This window comes from Vibrio sp. CDRSL-10 TSBA (genome assembly GCA_039696685.1).
Classification (GTDB): domain Bacteria; phylum Pseudomonadota; class Gammaproteobacteria; order Enterobacterales; family Vibrionaceae; genus Vibrio.
In genome coordinates this window covers 401,549-418,472 of record CP155565.1, presented here as the reverse complement: position 1 = coordinate 418,472, position 16,924 = coordinate 401,549, and the positions used below count along the sequence as shown (strand labels likewise).

At 49.6% G+C, this 16,924-nt stretch carries 11 protein-coding genes and 3 pseudogenes; 1 reads left to right on the top strand and 13 read right to left on the bottom strand.

Annotated features, from left to right (window positions below; genetic code table 11):
* Window positions 1–14 precede the first annotated feature (14 nt).
* A pseudogene (brnQ, locus tag ABDK09_02000) lies at window positions 15–1,323 on the top strand (branched-chain amino acid transport system II carrier protein).
* 505 nt (window positions 1,324–1,828) lie between these two features.
* On the opposite strand, the gene ABDK09_01995 reads toward brnQ, so the two are convergent.
* The 13 genes and pseudogenes from ABDK09_01995 to ABDK09_01935 all read right to left on the bottom strand — a co-directional run bounded on the left by ABDK09_01995 (window position 1,829) and on the right by ABDK09_01935 (window position 16,704).
* Window positions 1,829–2,047: a hypothetical protein gene (locus tag ABDK09_01995; protein XAW88181.1), complete on the bottom strand. Its 219-nt coding sequence runs from the start codon at window positions 2,045–2,047 to the stop codon at window positions 1,829–1,831.
* Window positions 2,048–2,201: 154 nt separating this feature from the next.
* A complete protein-coding gene (locus ABDK09_01990) occupies window positions 2,202–2,690 on the bottom strand; it encodes a hypothetical protein (GenBank protein XAW88180.1) in 489 nt (162 codons plus the stop codon).
* A gap of 9 nt (window positions 2,691–2,699) precedes the next feature.
* Window positions 2,700–6,566 carry an RHS repeat-associated core domain-containing protein gene (locus ABDK09_01985; protein XAW88179.1) on the bottom strand — a complete coding sequence of 1,289 codons (3,867 nt, stop codon included), beginning with the start codon at window positions 6,564–6,566 and terminating at the stop codon, window positions 2,700–2,702.
* Between the two features lie 16 nt (window positions 6,567–6,582).
* Complete coding sequence (locus ABDK09_01980; protein XAW88178.1) at window positions 6,583–7,608, bottom strand: SpaA isopeptide-forming pilin-related protein; 1,026 nt, start codon at window positions 7,606–7,608, stop codon at window positions 6,583–6,585.
* Entirely contained in the window at window positions 7,605–8,516 is a 912-nt protein-coding gene (locus ABDK09_01975) for a DUF4123 domain-containing protein (protein XAW88177.1), read from the bottom strand. The genes ABDK09_01980 and ABDK09_01975 overlap by 4 nt, the downstream gene beginning before the upstream one ends.
* Window positions 8,513–8,983, bottom strand: a complete 471-nt coding sequence (locus ABDK09_01970; protein XAW88176.1) for a hypothetical protein — start codon at window positions 8,981–8,983, stop codon at window positions 8,513–8,515. The genes ABDK09_01975 and ABDK09_01970 overlap by 4 nt, the downstream gene beginning before the upstream one ends.
* Window positions 8,937–9,485 (bottom strand): DUF4123 domain-containing protein, encoded by a 549-nt coding sequence (locus ABDK09_01965; GenBank protein XAW88175.1) that lies wholly within the window; start codon window positions 9,483–9,485, stop codon window positions 8,937–8,939. Before ABDK09_01965 ends, ABDK09_01970 begins: the two co-directional genes overlap by 47 nt.
* A 14-nt stretch (window positions 9,486–9,499) precedes the next feature.
* Complete coding sequence (locus ABDK09_01960; protein ID XAW88174.1) at window positions 9,500–10,294, bottom strand: ankyrin repeat domain-containing protein; 795 nt, start codon at window positions 10,292–10,294, stop codon at window positions 9,500–9,502.
* 117 nt (window positions 10,295–10,411) lie between these two features.
* The gene (locus ABDK09_01955) at window positions 10,412–11,617 is read right to left on the bottom strand and encodes a phospholipase (protein ID XAW88502.1); all 1,206 of its coding nucleotides are present in this window, start codon (window positions 11,615–11,617) and stop codon (window positions 10,412–10,414) included.
* A pseudogene (locus tag ABDK09_01950) lies at window positions 11,604–11,900 on the bottom strand (PAAR domain-containing protein). Before ABDK09_01950 ends, ABDK09_01955 begins: the two are co-directional and overlap by 14 nt.
* Window positions 11,901–13,965: pseudogene (tssI, locus tag ABDK09_01945) on the bottom strand (type VI secretion system tip protein TssI/VgrG).
* 218 nt (window positions 13,966–14,183) lie between these two features.
* Window positions 14,184–14,702 (bottom strand): Hcp family type VI secretion system effector, encoded by a 519-nt coding sequence (locus ABDK09_01940; GenBank protein ID XAW88173.1) that lies wholly within the window; start codon window positions 14,700–14,702, stop codon window positions 14,184–14,186.
* Between the two features lie 253 nt (window positions 14,703–14,955).
* Window positions 14,956–16,704, bottom strand: a complete 1,749-nt coding sequence (locus ABDK09_01935; protein XAW88172.1) for a bifunctional protein-serine/threonine kinase/phosphatase — start codon at window positions 16,702–16,704, stop codon at window positions 14,956–14,958.
* Window positions 16,705–16,924 lie beyond the last annotated feature (220 nt).

Here is a 16,924-nt window from a genome sequence, read left to right as displayed (position 1 = left end):
TATTGAGGAAGAGTATGTTAAGTGCACGCAACATTGCCGCTTTGGGCTTTATGACCTTCGCCATGTATTTAGGCGCGGGCAACCTTATTTTCCCGCCATTTTTGGGCTATCAGGCCGGTGAACATCTGTTTCAGGGCATGGCTGGCTTTTTGCTGGCTGGCGTAGGTTTACCTGCCTTTGCACTGGTCATCGTCGCTCTGGTCGGCGGCTCTGATAACCTGACTTCTGTTCTGCCACGCCCGATTGCGACCACTTTCTGGATTCTGGTATTTATCGTGATTGGCCCGGCATTCGTCGTGCCTCGCGCCATTACCGTCGCGTACCAGTTCGGCATCAGCCCGTTTCTTTGGTGACAGCGCCCTGATCCCGTTCTCGGTTCTGTTCTGTATCGCCGCGATTTTGTTCTCGCTCTATCCGGGCAAACTGATTGACACACTAGGCAAATGGCTGACGCCAGCTCTGCTGGCGATTCTGGTTGTGATGTCTGTGGTCGCTCTGCTGTTCCCTGCCCATGAAATTGGCACGGCAACCGGCGCCTACGTCAATAACGCGTTCTCAGAAGGTATCACGCAGGGTTACATGACCATGGATGCACTGGGTTCGATTGGCTTTGGCTGGGTTATCTTCCGCGCGATTCAAAGCATGGGCGTCAGCCAGCCGAAAGCGATCGCCAAATACACCCTGATTGCAGCGGGTATGTACGCTGTTGCGATGGCCTTAGTCTACATCGCGCTGGCCTACATCGGTGCCACCAGCGCTGGCGGCGCAACAACGTTCACCAACGGCGGCGATATTCTGACAGCCTTCACAACCATGCACTTTGGTGTATTCGGTACGATTCTGCTGGGCGCAGTGATGGTTCTGGCCTGTCTGACCACCATCATTGGTGTAACCACAGCCGGTAGTGAGTTCTACAGCAAAACGTTCCCGTCAGTCTCTTACCGTAACAGCGTGATTGTCAGCATGGTGATCGCGGCTCTGGTGGCTAACGTTGGCCTGGAACAGCTTCTGAAAATCACCCTGCCAGCGGTTGTGGCACTGCACCCAATTGCGATTGCGCTGCTGCTGATTGCGCCACTGAAACGCTCTATCTCTACCAGCGGCGTGCTGGCAACGGTTGCCACTGCGCTGGTATTCGGCGGCCTGGACGCTCTGCATATCCTGGGCAGCATGCCTGCAAAAGCAGACACCACGTTGACTGAATGGCTGCCACTATACAGCTACTACGCCGGCTGGATTGTACCAACCTTGCTGGTACTGATTGCAGCAACCGCACTAAGCAAAGGCCGCACAGTCAATGCCCGTGTGGTGACTGAGAGTTAATTGCGTTTTGGCTGGAAACAACATCACCAATTATTGATAAGGAGCCTTCGGGCTCCTTTTTCAGCCCAGATACATTTTAATCAGAAAGCTTTGTTTTATTTTTTGTTGCATATAGAACTACATTCCTTTAATTTCTTACGCGAAATAAAAATAACAGGATGATTTCTATGTATAAATGTCTATTCACTTCCATTTTAGCTGTAATGTTGACCGCATGTTCTGGTGCCAACGTAACCAGCCAAGTACGCGATTTCGATACCAACCATCCAAATAAAATGTTGCGTTGTACAACCGTCGGTACCGGCTCTTCAAACACTAACGAAGAAACTGGCTGCTTATGACGGCTGGACTATGGTTTACGCATCTGAATACACCACAGACAATAAATCGACGACTGAACTGACCATGTGCTTTGAAAAAGGCCTGTAATATCGAGTTGTTAAATGGGGCTTTACAGCCCCATTTTAGATCCATCAACTGCCTCACCTACCCGCTCACAGCAACATCACCCCAGCCCATTAAGGCGCTGTTGCTCCAGCCCCATCGGGTTATACGCAAAGTTAAGCGCTTGGTGGTTACCAATCTGTAACCCGGCCAACTGGCCCTGCTGCCATTGGTATCGGTATCGGTATTGGTGCAGCGTGTTTTCCGGTAAGTTATGTATCGTAACCAGCACTGTCGTCGTCGTGCTCATAGAGAAAATAGAAATGGCAGATACTTTCATAAAGAAAAAGTCTACCATTTAAGGGAAAGGATGAATTAATTAACCATTTAACTCAAAATAGCTAATCCACAAACAACAAGATGTAAAAACTGCCCCATTGTTCGTTTTCTATGAAAAACAAAACTCACCTAACAGTCAATTTAATGACCTTACTCTACTTAGAATTTATATTAATAACTGTAGGCATTTTAGTATCCTTTGAGAAAGTTATATGAAGTCGAAATTTATCAAGTGAATCCCATCTCGCTGCTGCTAATGAACCATCACTTCGATTTCGGGACCAAGATGGTGAACCCAAACTACTGGATATGTCGTTATAGTCAGAGTTGAATGAAATATCGACGGGTAATATTCCTTTAAATTGAGAGTGTCCATCTTTACCTTCCGAATACAAAAATATATCACTAAAGTAAAGTAAGCCCATTCCAATTGGTTGATTCTCTTTATCTAGGTATATGGCTTCATCAGTAAAAGCTATAGATATACCAAGTTCTGGTTTATCTATATATACTCTATATTCTCCATCAGGCAAGGATAGTTTATCCGAAATATCAACGCTAATACTTGAAAAGTATCTAATCAAAGGTTCATCTTTACTAGTTTTCCCCAAGAAGGACATTAATTCGTTTAATTTTATGTTCATAATTCAGTATCACTCATCAATTATACTTAGTAACCAAGCATCATAATCATTGTTTGATTTTGTTTTAATAGCACTTGCGGACTCAGTCAAAACACTAACATGTTGTGGCGCCAAAGTCTTAGCATTACTAACCATGGCATTAGCATCTCTTACGGCCGCTGCAGCTAAGTCATTACTATCTGAGGTTATTAAAGCTTTTGTGTTTTTAGAGCCATATGTAGGTCCTGCCTTGTGGACTGTCGCAGGCACATTTACTGAAACCGCTTTATTAATAATTTGATTTCTCTCCGTTGGTGTTAAAGCGGAGCCTTTTAAGGTTTCAGCTCTATGGATTAGAGCTGCCTTAGATGGTTGATGATCTCGGTGTATAGTACCATCTCCAGTTTTGTTTTTCGCAACAGCATATTCATCAACTATACCAACTTCCAAAGGTTTCTTTTGATTATGCCCCGCCAACCCCAGCGGGTCCACCCACTCCATCGGGTTGTGGACGTACGCCTGAGGGCGCAGCCCGCCTAGTATCCCTATCGGGTCTGAGCTGAGGTATTGACCGCTGTCTGCATCATAGTAACGGTTGAGGTTATAGTAAAGGCCGGACTCTTTATCTTCTAACTGACCTTGGTAGCGCAGATCACACTGCACCGGGTCGTTGGCCACATCCTCAAATAACTGCTTGATATTACTTTGCAATGTCTGATGGTGACCTTGCCATAAACCTTGCTCACCACGCCAGACAATTTCACCATTTTCTGAACACAGCTCTCTGGGTGTGCCTGCGTGGTCGGTCACCACATAGTGCAGCTTTTCCGTCTGTAATTGATGGTGAGTGTTGACCTGTGCCACCGGCCGGAATGACCCGGGCTCATAAATGTATTCGGTACTTTGCAGCGCCTCGCCATTGGCGGTTTTCAGCGTTTGCTGGATGACCTGCGCGCCGTCATACAGATAATGCACCTGCTGACTGGCTTGTGCGCCGCGCTCACACTCTTTGGCAACCCGACGCCCGAAAGCATCGTAGCGGTAACGCCAGCGTTCACCATTGGGCAGTTCAATCCGGATTAGCCGGTCGTGCTCATCCCAACTGAAGTTCGTTGCCTGCGGACGGAAGCCATCTTTACGTTCCACTTTCTGAATCGCACGGCCACATTCATCGTAATGGTAAGTAAAACGCCCGACCTGAACCACACGTCCCGCGTTATCATACTGACGGGCGGCTTTGTTTAACGCAGCCTGGCTGATGGGCACCACGTTATCGGTATAGTATGTAGTGCTGGCCGTTTCATTTAAGTTCAGTTCGCTGTCATAGCCAAACAAGGTGACAAACTGATGCTGGCTGCCTTTTTGCGGCGTATGGGTACGGCGGGTTATCTGACCGTTGCGGTTCAACTCAAACCGCTCACTGCCCCAGTGGCTGTCATCAATACCGACTAAACGATCAAGCTTGTCATAGTGATATTCTCTGAGCGCATCCGGCATACCCGTCAGGGTTTTGCTGCCCAGACGCTGGGCCTGCAGACGTCCTCTGTCATCCCAGTCATGATGCAGGTGGAACCCCTGCCCATTAAGACGCTGTTGCTCCAGCCCCATCGGATTGTACGCAAAGTTAAGCGCTTGGTGGTCACCAACCTGTAACCCGGCCAGTTGGCCCTGCTGCCATTGGTATTGGCGCAGTGTGTGTGTCCCGCTGAGTTGCTGGCGATATCCCGCTTTATCGTATTGGTGTGTCAGCGCGACCCCACCCAGGCATTCCTGAAGCAGTTGCCCGCCGGGGCTGTACTCCATCACGACATCAATGTCGCCATTTTCCGCGCTGATTAAACGCCCTGCTTCGTCGTATTCATACCAGATACGTCCGGTCTGCTCGCCAAGCGGATTCAAGCTGTGATTTTCGACCAGCTGACCATCGGCATTGTAGCGGTACGCTAAGGCATGCTGGTCGGGTTTAATGTGTTCAACCAGCCTTCCGGCTGAGTCATAACGGTACGATTCAGCACGGCCGTCGTAATGACGTTCGGTATGAATTCGGCCACATTCATCAAACTCATAACGCCATTGATGCCCCTGGCTGTTGGTCACACCGGCAAATTCAGCCATCGGGTTGTAATGATATTGGGTAACGGCGCCCATCGGGTCCGTCGCGGTCAGCAATTTATCAAATGCGCCATAGCTAAACGCGGAAGCGTTACCCATCGCATCCGTGACCTTAGTCAGGTTGCCTTCAATGTCATACTGGAAACTGGCGTGCGTGCCATCCTCGTACACCACTTGCGCAGGCATACGCTTCGTGTCTTCATAACGCCAGCGGCGGGTTTGGCCGCCTATGGTCCGCGCTGATAAACGCCCTAAAGCGTCATAAGTGAAGGTAACCGCCTCGCCCATCTCGGGGCGCAGGCCAATCAGGCGCCCAATATCATCATAATCATAATGTACAGCAAGACCATCAGGCCCACGACTTAGTGTACGTAAGCCATGCTCATTGTACTCATACTCCCATTGGTGACCATCCGGGTCAGTAACTGACTGCAGTGTACCGGCAGAATGGTAATCCAGCAGCCAGATCGCCCCGAGAGGGTTAATATAAGCCGTCAGTTGCCCGCTTTCGTTATACTGATATTGATGCGCAATACCGGATGGCAATGTCACCAACGTGATATTACCGAGTTCATCGTGCGTGTATTCAGTGCGTTCACCGTTCGGATTTACAATCGCCGACAGCAGCTCACCTTGCCATTCTTGTAATGTCTCTGCGCCGTCTGCCGCAACGATCTTAACTGCACGGTTACGTTCATCCAGATGGTACTGAATCACACCACCAAAGGCATCGCGGTGGTAAGTAATGTGCCGCTCATCGTCGTAACGCACTTTATCCCACCAGAAATCGCCCGAACAGCGGGTAGCAATTGCTCGCCCCTGCTCGTCAAAATCATGCTCAACCCAGGTATGAGCTAAATCATTCCAGCGAGTTAAGTAACCTTTACCATCATATTGATAGTCAAAGTTACGCCCCGGAGCCGCTCTCACTGCCGTCAGCCAACCCTTGCGGTCATATTGGTAAGTGGCCAGGGTTTCCAGCATGTAATCTTGCGAACTGAACAACACCAGAGAATCAACCCGGCGCTGTTGTGATTTGACTTTAATGTAACGTCCGTCAGGCAGCACAACGGCTTTCAGTAGGTCTCTGTCGTAGAGAAACTCGATCTGATGACCAAACGCATCCCCTATAGCACTGAGTTTTAAGGCGTTCCCCTCAGCATGGCCAAAACGATATTGCATACCTGACACATGAGTCAGAGTCAGGTCAAACCCGTCACGTTGCAATGTCCAGCCAGGTTTCCTAATCGAGCGGGTACGCTCCTGCTGATCCGCAGGCAATACAAACAAGGCTCTGGAATGGTCGTAATCCACAAACTCCACTTGTTCATCCTGGATCTCAAGCGCGATATCCCAGTTGGTACGCCATAGTGAGCCAAGAATGCCGGAGGTTCGTTCACCGGTTGACTGATAATAGCGGGTCAGTTCAAGCGCCAGCAGACCGTCGACACTAAATTCTGTGCGCTGCTCAAACATTTTACCGGTGTTCAGATCGATAGGTTCGGTACCACACTCGTTGGTGCAGTTGGTGTTCTGTTGCGCATCCCGGCTCTGGGTATCGTTCGCACTTTGCTCATGAGTGCCCGACTTTTGCTCATGTTCCAGGCGCTGCGCAGGTTTTGCCGTCCCGGCGTTCATCGGCTGAGCGTCCTGAAGTGTATTTTTGCGCGCCGGAGTGCCGGAAACCCGGGTGACGACTTTGCTGATAAATTCATTCACCTGAGTAATCAGCCAGTCAACCATGGCATCCACTTTCTTAGCCAGCGTATCCATGGCGTTAATCAAGCCAAGGAAGGCATCTTTAGCTAACCGGATGATCCAGCTGTTGCTCTGGCTTACCAGGCGTTTCTAAGCCGGCAATGATGTCTTCGAGCAATTGTATCGCTTTTGAACCGCACTCTTTCAGCGTGCTGGCTATCCCTGAAAGGTACTGCACGATATTGCCGTTGGACAGGCTGCGAATCATCTTGATCGCCAGTTGAATCGCTCGTGACTCCGATTTCTTTAACGCATCAATGATCGCCATACCGGTTTTCTTGGCCGCATCACCCAAGCCCGGAACAAAACCAATCGCCACCAGCGCACCTTCGCCCCAGTGCCAGTTGTCGAGGTTATCACCTTCATAAGTGCGCCAGCCCCAATCGCCCAGATCATAGAGGTCCAAAGCCTGCCCTACCACAGGAACAAAGCCCAACGCAATTTGGCAAAACAACAGAATGGCGCTGTTATCCTGAGCCCGGCCGGCGATCTCTCCCGCCAGGCTGCTGTGCATTTTATTGACGGCCTGGCGCAGCGATATCGGGCCATTATTTATTTGCTCTGAAAGCTCCCAGAAGCGGTCATATGCACTTTCGTATTCATCCGGTACAAACCAGGTATCACGATCCACATCCACATGTTCATCACTGCTGTCATCCGCATCGTATACCAGGCAGCCTTCTTTTCTGAGCAGGGTAAACAACGCAAAATATTCCCCGGCCAATACCGCGTATTCCGGGTTGTCCTGCAAGACGGGGTTATTTTGCAATTTGGGTTGCGGCTCAAATTCATCGCTGCCTTCACCCAACATCAGGTCGTAGGCTCCACATCCCATGTTCTGCACTTTAAACATGCCGTTGGCGTCAGTTTTCCCCGTAATCTCTGCCTGATTACTGTCTGTCAGTACAAACGAGGCGTCGCTGATCGGCTGGCCGTCATCGTAATGGTAATGCACAAACACTTCACAACCACACTCGACGCAGCCTCCGTCGATAACGTTGTCCGTTTGAAAGTTTTGTTTAGCCGCTTGAGCGCTCGATAATAATTCAGTTTGCTTACCCTGACTCATGATTCTGTCGCGTCCTCGCCTAAAGCATTCACCGCTTCGGCCAATAATCGGTCCATACGACTCTGATCGCCGATGACCTGTGGAGATTGAAGAATGGACTGTGCCCAATCTGACTGATGAAACTGCTCACCCAGCAGCAACGAAATACTCAAATACACCACCACGTCGGCTTGTTGATAGAAGCCGAGCTGATGAGCGCTGTTCACATTACGTAGCAGGTACTGGTTGAACGTTTCGTCATCCCAGTGCTGAGTTTGCGGATGATGCTGATAAAGGTGGGCGCGATATTGCTGATACACATGACGTTCTCCCCACGCGCTCAGTGCCTGATATTGTCGTTCGGATAAACGATTCGGCATTACCATGGGTGTCGTTTGGCGCGGTGCACTCATTTCCCGGATCGTGGCCACATCATGATCCGCCTGCCAGTAAGCCACTCGTTTCAAAGGCCCCTGTAAATCGGATAACTGCGCCGGGTCTGTTGAGCGCCACAACACATTAAAAATGTCCCAGTCCGTCAGGCGCATCAATACTTGCTGATCGTCAGGTAACACCACTAATGTCCAGGCGCGGAAATGTTTTTGAATCAAATCGACCTGATGGTCAGTAGTCAGCGACTGAAAATCATCATGCAGCTGCACAGCGATCCCCCAGTGAGCAACATGCGTAATGTTTTGCTCGGCCCGGGAAAAGCAATCAAGCGGTAGCAAAAATGGAGAAATAGACGAATTTTCTTTACCCATTTCATCCCAGTAGAGGCGATGCTGGGCAAACTTGTCTTCAGGGACAGCGCTTAACAGCGATTCGTTCACCGCCGCTTCCGCCATTAAATACCAGCCCGGCTGTGCCAGCAGATTATGTAACTCTTGTTTGGTAATGGTTTGCGTCCCTTTCAGGTGCTCGTTCATGGTATCAATCTCGCCTTCCCTTCAATCCCTAACCAGCCCGCTGTTCGATAGGCGCTCATGTCTTCCTGATGCGTAATGTAGAAATCGTAAAAGTGACCAATGGCATCACGTAGAGAATAAAAACTCATCAGGCGAATGAATTCCGGATGTTCATCAAAGCGATCGGCAATGTAAAACCGATACAGGGCATAGGTTTCTCGATCCAATGACGTTGCTAAGTTGTAGCGCTGTCGGGCTAACGCCAATCCTTCATGAAATCGCAGGCGAACCATACTTTGTGGCAGCAGCCACGCGTAGTCTGGCGCTAAGCGGCGGAATAGTTCATCCACCAGGCTTTCAATGCGTTGCGGATAGAAAAACTGTTCATGTTGCGCCGCAGTCAGTTGCACCGGATAAACCGAAGCGGCTTGAGGGTCGTCTTCATATGGCAGTTTCTGGCCACTGAAATAATGACAAATCAATCGCATCACTGCGCTGGCAGAAAGCGATGGATTCATGTTTGCCTTTAAACTTTTGTTTTTGCGCTGGCGTCAGAATGTCGTACCAAAGGGGAAAAGCCGCAATATCGTAAAACCGCAACATCATTGAGCGTTGATTTTTGTCCCAAAAGTAAACCCACTCCTGCCAGTGACGCTGCACCTCCGCCAGTGAACCATCATATACCCCGACAAAACCGAATCGCTCCGGGGTTTCCAGATGCTCACATAGCCAGTAATAAAGCGTCTCTCCGGGATTACCATCACTGACCGAGATCAGCAAAGGTGACCCCTCTTCCAGGTACGCAAGTGGAGTACCTGAAAGTAAGTAATACCATTCTACGTCACGTCGGTTTTTCATCGTGTCCCAGAATTCCTTGCCCTGCGCAAACTGGACTTGATCAAACAGTAAATACACTTGCTTGCCTTGCGCCTCAGACAACAAGGGAAACAGCGAGTTAGGATGTCTGGGAATAGGTGAAAATAAGCTCACTGACGTTTGTTCCATTAAAACTGGTGCTCGATTCCGTAACGCTCTTTCAGAATCATCTCATCCTGGCGTTTAATTTCTTGCGAAGGCTCTTTGACAAATCGGTTTACGCCTTCAATTTTGCATTCACTGCGCGGGCGATAACCCAACGGCTCTTTACAAAAGACAATGTCACGCACAAAGCGCTCGCCCCAAGGTGACAACGCGGGAAACTTAACGCCTTGGGCTGAGAGTTTTTCCTTAATGGTTAACATCGTCTGATAGCCTTCTGACTTAGGATCCAATTCACGCAGTTGGAACTCGACATTATATGCAACCGATTCACCTGAAGGGCTAACAAAATGCCCATCAGCACCATGGTCAAGTAAATACAGCGCATTTTTAAACTGAACCATTAACATGTCGAAAATAGGTGGCTCTTGTTTTTCATTAAGCGCATTAACATCGGCACCGTATTTCACCAACACAGGTAATGAATTAGATTCGTCAATATCGTGAGAGTGGAATATCAGCGCATCACCTTCTTCCTTCAAGTTTGGATCCATTCCTGCCTGCAACAGCGCCTCTAAACTTTTTGCATCCGGGTGCCACATTGCGATATAACCTGCGTTGCCTTGATCCGGCACATCAATAGCGGGATCACTACCCAGTTCCATCAACACCTGAATAGACTCGGGTTTATCGGCGATCACCGCATAAACCAGCAAAGTCACTCCGTGCTCACCCAATGCATTAATATCATCCAACTCAGCAGCCAGTTGCTTTACCCGGGCAATATCATCGCGGTCAACCGATTTGGCGACCTCGAGCATCGGGCCGGAAAACAGGTCTTGCGGGTTAATTTTATTACTCACTTTAGTCAGAGCTCCTTTTGCTACCAGTGCGAATACAATCACAACGACGGCGACTATTATCCATTTAATCAATACTTAAGCCTCACTTGCCAATTTGTGTAAATCGCCCACTTTACGCTCTTCTATCGATTCACGCATTTGATCCATGCCATGCAGTGCGACCGAACCGCGCTTATCTTCTGTTGTTCCTGCCTCAACGTCCGGCATAAAGGTCGACTTGGGTAAGGTGGTTTCCAGCGCACCGTTTCGCACTGCCGAGGGAGCCAGGCGACGCAGCACAGGTGTCGTTTCTTGCACTCTGGTCAAAACCTCACCATCAACTCGATACCCGGTGACTAAGTTGTCTGCGCTTTGATTGTTCACTGCAACGCCATAATTAGCCACCGTATTACGGTGCAAGCCGGCTGCATTAAACGTTGTCGCAGGGTATCCCGAGGCTTTTGACGCAGCGGAGGCTAATCCTCCTCCCAGTGAATGCCCTGCAATATCTAATGGAACTTGCTTTTTCTTCATCCGCCTCACAACCTTTATAGCTTGCTCATAATAAGATGAACGCCCCAATGCACCCTGACTTAAATTCCCTTTGACCCAGTCACTGCCACTGTCCATTTCAGTACCTCGAAACACTAATGTCGGTTTGGCGTTCTCACCAAATACTTCGGGGTCAGGAATATAGACCTGTGACCTGAAGTTTGTACCTTTCACCTTCAATTCTTTTTGCTGTATACCTAACTCAGCCAGATCATCTTCTGTCGCTACACTCCAGCCCGAATCATTATCAAACTCCTCCGCGACTTGCTTGCGGTGCGGGTCCAAAGTATTCCGGTCTTTATCCAGCGTGTAAACGTGGTCGGCCAACATGGCTTTTTCTGCTGCGTCCATATCCATACTAAAGCGCTGTGCTGTCTGCGGGTCATTGCCAGAAGCAGCCTGAGTAATCGCTTTTCTCGCCTCTCGGCGCTGTGCTTTGGTGGTACCTGTTTCAAGTACATCCAGCATCTGCAGTTTAGAGGCACCGGACTGGACAACCTTAACCAGTGACTGCGCTAATGGCGGCAGTGTGGACACAGCTTTCTCCGCTGCGATATCGGCGGCGGTGCTCACTGCCTGAGAGCCCGCCAACGCTGCCAGTGCCTGCGGAGTAAATGTCGGGCTGTTCCATAAGGCTTCGACATTTTTCGCCAACGGCGTGATTTTCAAAAATGGCGACTGCCCAAGAAACCGCACCTTCACCGCAAGCGTGAGTATTGGATTGATACGGCGTATCACCGATAATGACATCGCCCGACCCGGAAGCCACCGAACCACCACAGTCTATTGCATCACCGATACGTGCCGCCGGCTGACCGTTAATAGACACGGAGCCGGAACCGGCATTAATCGCCCGGCCATGCAGCCCGTGCGGTTTATAGGGACAAGGGCAAGCGTGCAATAAGGCAGCATCACCCTTTCTGGCAGCCGGTTTGCCATTAATTGAGACATCCGGGCTACCAGCAATGATAGCAGTAGGTGGAAAACATCCGTGCCCACCTGCTGTATCGCCTAATCTCGCCGCTCCTGGCATTTACCCTCTCCTATCCGGCGCATCAGGTTGCTGAGGTTTGTCCGGCTCATCTGGCTGGCTGACGGCAGGCGCTGTCCCGCTCCCCGGAGAGCCTCCATCATTAATTTTGACTTTAGACCCTGAGATAGTGACGCCTGCACTGTCTAATTTAATAAAGCCTCCCGGCCCTTTAATAGTCAGGGAATTTCCGGCATCTAAAACAATGTCCGCCGCTTTCAGATAGCTTTCATTACTGACTGCAACACGTTGGTTTGCGCCGATTTGTTTCTCTTCGGATGCTGCGATCTGGGTACTGACACCGCCATCAATTTTGGAAATAACTCCGCCAGTTACCCAACGGTTTATCTTACCTAAAACTCGTTGCACCAGGTTGCGGCCCACTTTGATATGGTGATCTTGTCCCAACTCTTCGGTGACATTTTTACCAATCGAGCGGTGGACATTCTCTGTCACCAGTTCGTACTGGTGCCGACCAATATGAGAGTGAAAATCCAGCCCGACAGATTCACGATGAATATTGTTAATCACCACATCCTGATCTTTCTGCGCGTGGATATAAATCTGCTCTATGGACGCCTGATCTTCGAAGCGAATTTCGTTTGAACCTTCCCCCTGATGGGTCTGGGTTTTTAACACCGTACGGGTTTTATGATTCGGCAGCAGATATGGTGCAACGTTGGTAGCGTGATAAGTCCGGCCGGTGATAATCGGCTGATCCGGATCGCCATGCAAAAACGAAACAATGACCTCATGCCCGATGCGGGGAATGGCAACAAAGCCATACTGAGCACCTGCCCATCCCTGGGATACACGCACCCAGCAGGAGCTGTGCTCATCTTGTTGACTTTCACGGTCCCAGGGAAAATGTACTTTCACCCGGCCATGTTCATCACAAAAAATCTCTTCGCCAGCCGGGCCGACCACCTCACCAATCATCGGGCCATCGACATGAGGTTTGGCGACAGGTGTGGCTCGCCAGGTCAGATTCGCCGGGATCACCTTAAACTGGTTTGAATAAGATGTCTGACCGGAGCCCCCTTCTTCTTCAAGGGCCTGAGGCTGAGTGCCCTGATGAGAGACTTCGACAACCAGCCAGTCTCGGTTCGCGCTCGGCTCAAGATTATCGGTTAGATCGAACTTTATCCCGGCCTGAATACCGGCATGATTACTTTTACCCACAGCATGCACAGCATCTCGTCGCAGATATTCCAACCGAATACGACTGAAAGCGGCACCGCTGGTATCGTCTTTATAGCGACCAGGATAATCAAAATGCTCATAGGTCGATTGCTGGAAACTCAGATCCGTCCCTGATTGTTGCTGCAGAAAACCATAGTCCGGCTTTTTAAAGCTGTAATCCTGCATCGTCAGATGACTGGGCTCACTTTGATTGACCAAAGTGAATGAAGACACATAACTGTCATCAACCTGCCCGCCGGACAAACCGTTGTATGGTACAGGTTGAGCGAACTTAGCAATCAAGGCACTGTCATCGCTGAAAAATACCGTGTGTTTACCATCACTTTGCTGAATGTGATAAACCAGACCTTCTTCAGCAGCAAGACGATGCACAAACGCCAAATCCGTCTCCCGATACTGAACACAAAACTCTCTTTGCGAGAGCGTTCTCTTCAGTGAGAAAGAAAAGTTATCAATCCCCATTTCCTGCAAAATAGTGGTGATGATTTGTTCAACAGTTTTCAGTTGGAAAATCCGGCTGTTTTGTCTGAGTGACAAACGTTCCAGAGCAGGTACTAATGTCAGGTTGTAAAAGGTATGGTGATGACCAATATCCGCCTGTCCGAAACTGACGCACGATGCCATGAACAAACTGAACCGGCTGGCCATTTCTTAACACGGTCAGTTGCGCCGATTTATCCACCACCTGGCTTGCTTGAATGCCAGATTGTCGGCTTGCCAAATCTATCTCATAACGGAACCCATAACAGGCGACAGAACCGCTCATCACACTGTCAGAGACCGATTCTTTGCCGCGGTACTCTGTCACCACAAACGTATCTTCGGGCATTCCGTCCACGGAGAGAACAAATTGTAACTTTGCCATTTTAAACCTTATTACCTGTTAGCCCTGAACCAAGCCGTTAGCTTCGAAGCAAGCAGTTAACCTGAACCAGCCAAGTAGTTTTAACCGACTGAGCTTCTAACAAATGAGTTTGCGACTACGTCAAAGTCTAACTAAACGAATTTTCAACCCACTGAATTTGAAACAAAGCCCATAGACGAGCACGCATAGCGTCGTCTACAGGCTTATTTCCGCGTGATTTACGCTTCGATTGGTTTGCGCCAGTCGTCTGAACCTGACGTACCAGCATTAACGTGATCCCAGGTGATTTTGCGGTAAGACATGGCAACAGTCAGGTTTTGGGTGAAATCCGATTTGGCCGGATCCTGGCAATGTGGCATTTCACAGTGAATATCGACGATAGAGGCATTCTCCAGCTTGGTCGTGAAGAAGTTTTCTTGCTTACCTTCAATTGAAGTACGGTACCATTTTAATTCAACATTGGTCATTTTTTCACCAGACGCCAGTGCGTTATATAGCAGAGGGACGGCTTTGTTCAGCGAGACCGTAAAAGTGAATGGTTTGTGTACACGCTGGCCTGATGGCTGACCAGACTGAGGATCGGTTGGTACAGTGACGTTATGGTCAAAATACTGCACCAGCATTTCGTCTTCATGACCTTCGACAAAAGAATCGCCAATTGAATCAGCAGTACATGCACCAGCGGTGATCAGGCCCTGAGTCTGGCCTTCAATAGAGATATAACATGGAGTTGGCATCACTTTTTCCTTAAACAGTGTGAGAACAAAGCATCATAAAATGCTGTTTCACTCACACAATTTTTGTGCCACCACCATGCTCCATTTTACTCAACAAGTTATGTCGACAACATTGTTATTAGGGTAAGGATTTACTTCATTCGAGCAACTTTTTACCTATCGCGAGCAAATTGTTGCCATATTTATATCGTTTGTCAGAGGTCTGAATTTCACTCATATTACTTATATTAGTTCTTCGCACGAGTTATCCCGCTCACAGCAACATCACCCCTTCCAGAATCGCGACGGCGATAGCCAGCAGTGCGGTGGCTTTCCAGAACAGCAGCGGATTACGCTGTAATACAGGTTTCTGCTTGAACTCTTTCTGCAACCGGGTGTTAGGCGTAAACAGATCGAGAATAAAATCCCCCAGCGCCTGATAACGCTGTGCAGATGATGGATGAGTGGCTTTGCGCAAAGCCAGGTCTGTCCATAACGGAATATCAGCGCGAAATTGCCCGATAGGCCGGTAGTCCCATTTGATGTGCCGGGCGGACTGCAAATTGGTGGTCTGACTCGCTTTATAGGGCAGTTCGCCGCTCAGCATCTCGTAGCCAATAACGGCGATCGAAAACAGATCTGCCTGCACCGTCGCATCGCCGCCATTGATGTACTCCGGCGCGATATAGTTAACTGCACCAAGCGGGGCCTGTGGCTCAGGAACGGCTTGCATCTCTTCCAGTCCCATCACTTTAACCGCGCCAAAGTCGATGATTTTTATCTTACCATCTGTGGTTAACATGATGTTTTCCGGCTTCAGATCGCGGTGCACCATATCAGCACGCTGAAACACCCGTACCGCTTTCACCACTTCGCTCAGAATGGTACGCACCTGGGCCAGTGATGGTGTGGGATTATCAAACATCCACTGCCGCAGGGTAATCCCCTGCACCCATTCGCATAACTGGTAGATAAACTTAGAATCAGCCGCCGTCGGATACACTTTCATGACCCGTTCACTGTTGATTTGCGAGCCGACCCAAAATTCATTGGCAAAGTGAACCAGATAATCCTGATCATCACCGTATTGCCGTGACGGGATTTTCAGTACCCGGATTCTGCCGCTGGCAAGCTCCGTCACCCGGTAAACATGGCTGCGTGAGCCGGCGTACATCACCTGATCGACCCGATAACCATCCAGACTTTGCCCGACTTCCAGCGCGGGCGGAATCACCCGTGTCAGGGTCATCACCTGGTGCTCCAGCAAAGTACGTTGCGGTAACTGACTGACCTTGAGCAGCAGACAACTGACGTTATCCTGGCTGCCGTTGTCCAGCGCCTGCTGACATAACGCCTGACTAAGCGCTTGCAGATCCTGCCCTGATTGCTGCTTCAGAGCATCCAGCATGCTGGTTTCATCGACGAAATCATGCACGCCATCACTGGTCAGAATAAAATAGTCGCCAAGTTTAAGTGTCACGGTCTGATAGTCGACATCAAGCCGGTTATCCATGCCCAGCGCGCGGGTCAGATAAGCTTGCTGACCAAACTGGGTACGCTGATGATCCCGGGTCAGCAAACGCAATTTGCCATCCCGCACCCGATAGATACGGGTATCACCAACGTGAAAAAGATGCGCTGTGTTGGATTTAAAGATCACGGCACTGAAGGTCGTCACCAAACCGTTGTGGGTCAGATTCTGTTGGCTGCCCTCTTCATAGAGTGAGCTATTGAGCGCGGTTAAGATCTGGCCGGCGCTATGACGAATGCTCCAGCTGTCCGGCGTGGCGTAATAGTCATTAATAAACTGCACCACTGCGGTGTGGCTGGCTTTCTGACTCTGGTCGCTGCAACTCACCCCGTCAGCAATACAGGCCACAATGCCTTTATGCGCCACAACATCGGCCGCCTGTGGTTGCTTCACCAACAACGCGTCCTGATTCTGCTGCCGGGTTCCGGTCAGCGAGGTGCCGGCATGATCAATCATCAGTGCCTGTCCCTCTTTCATCTGCCTTGCATGCATAGAGATCCTCTTTACTTGCTCTGCTTAGTCAGCCTGATAGTGACTTTACCAGTCTGACAGAACAAAAGCTCAACGCAGCCAGGGAAAACAGAACCTGAGCAACATTGAGCTTTTGAACGACTTAATCATACGAGCTTCGCTGTGCAGGCGAAACGTCTCATTAAGTCTCCCGATAAATCCGCTAAAGGAGAGTGGCAATCTGCACCGCCACTCATGCTGC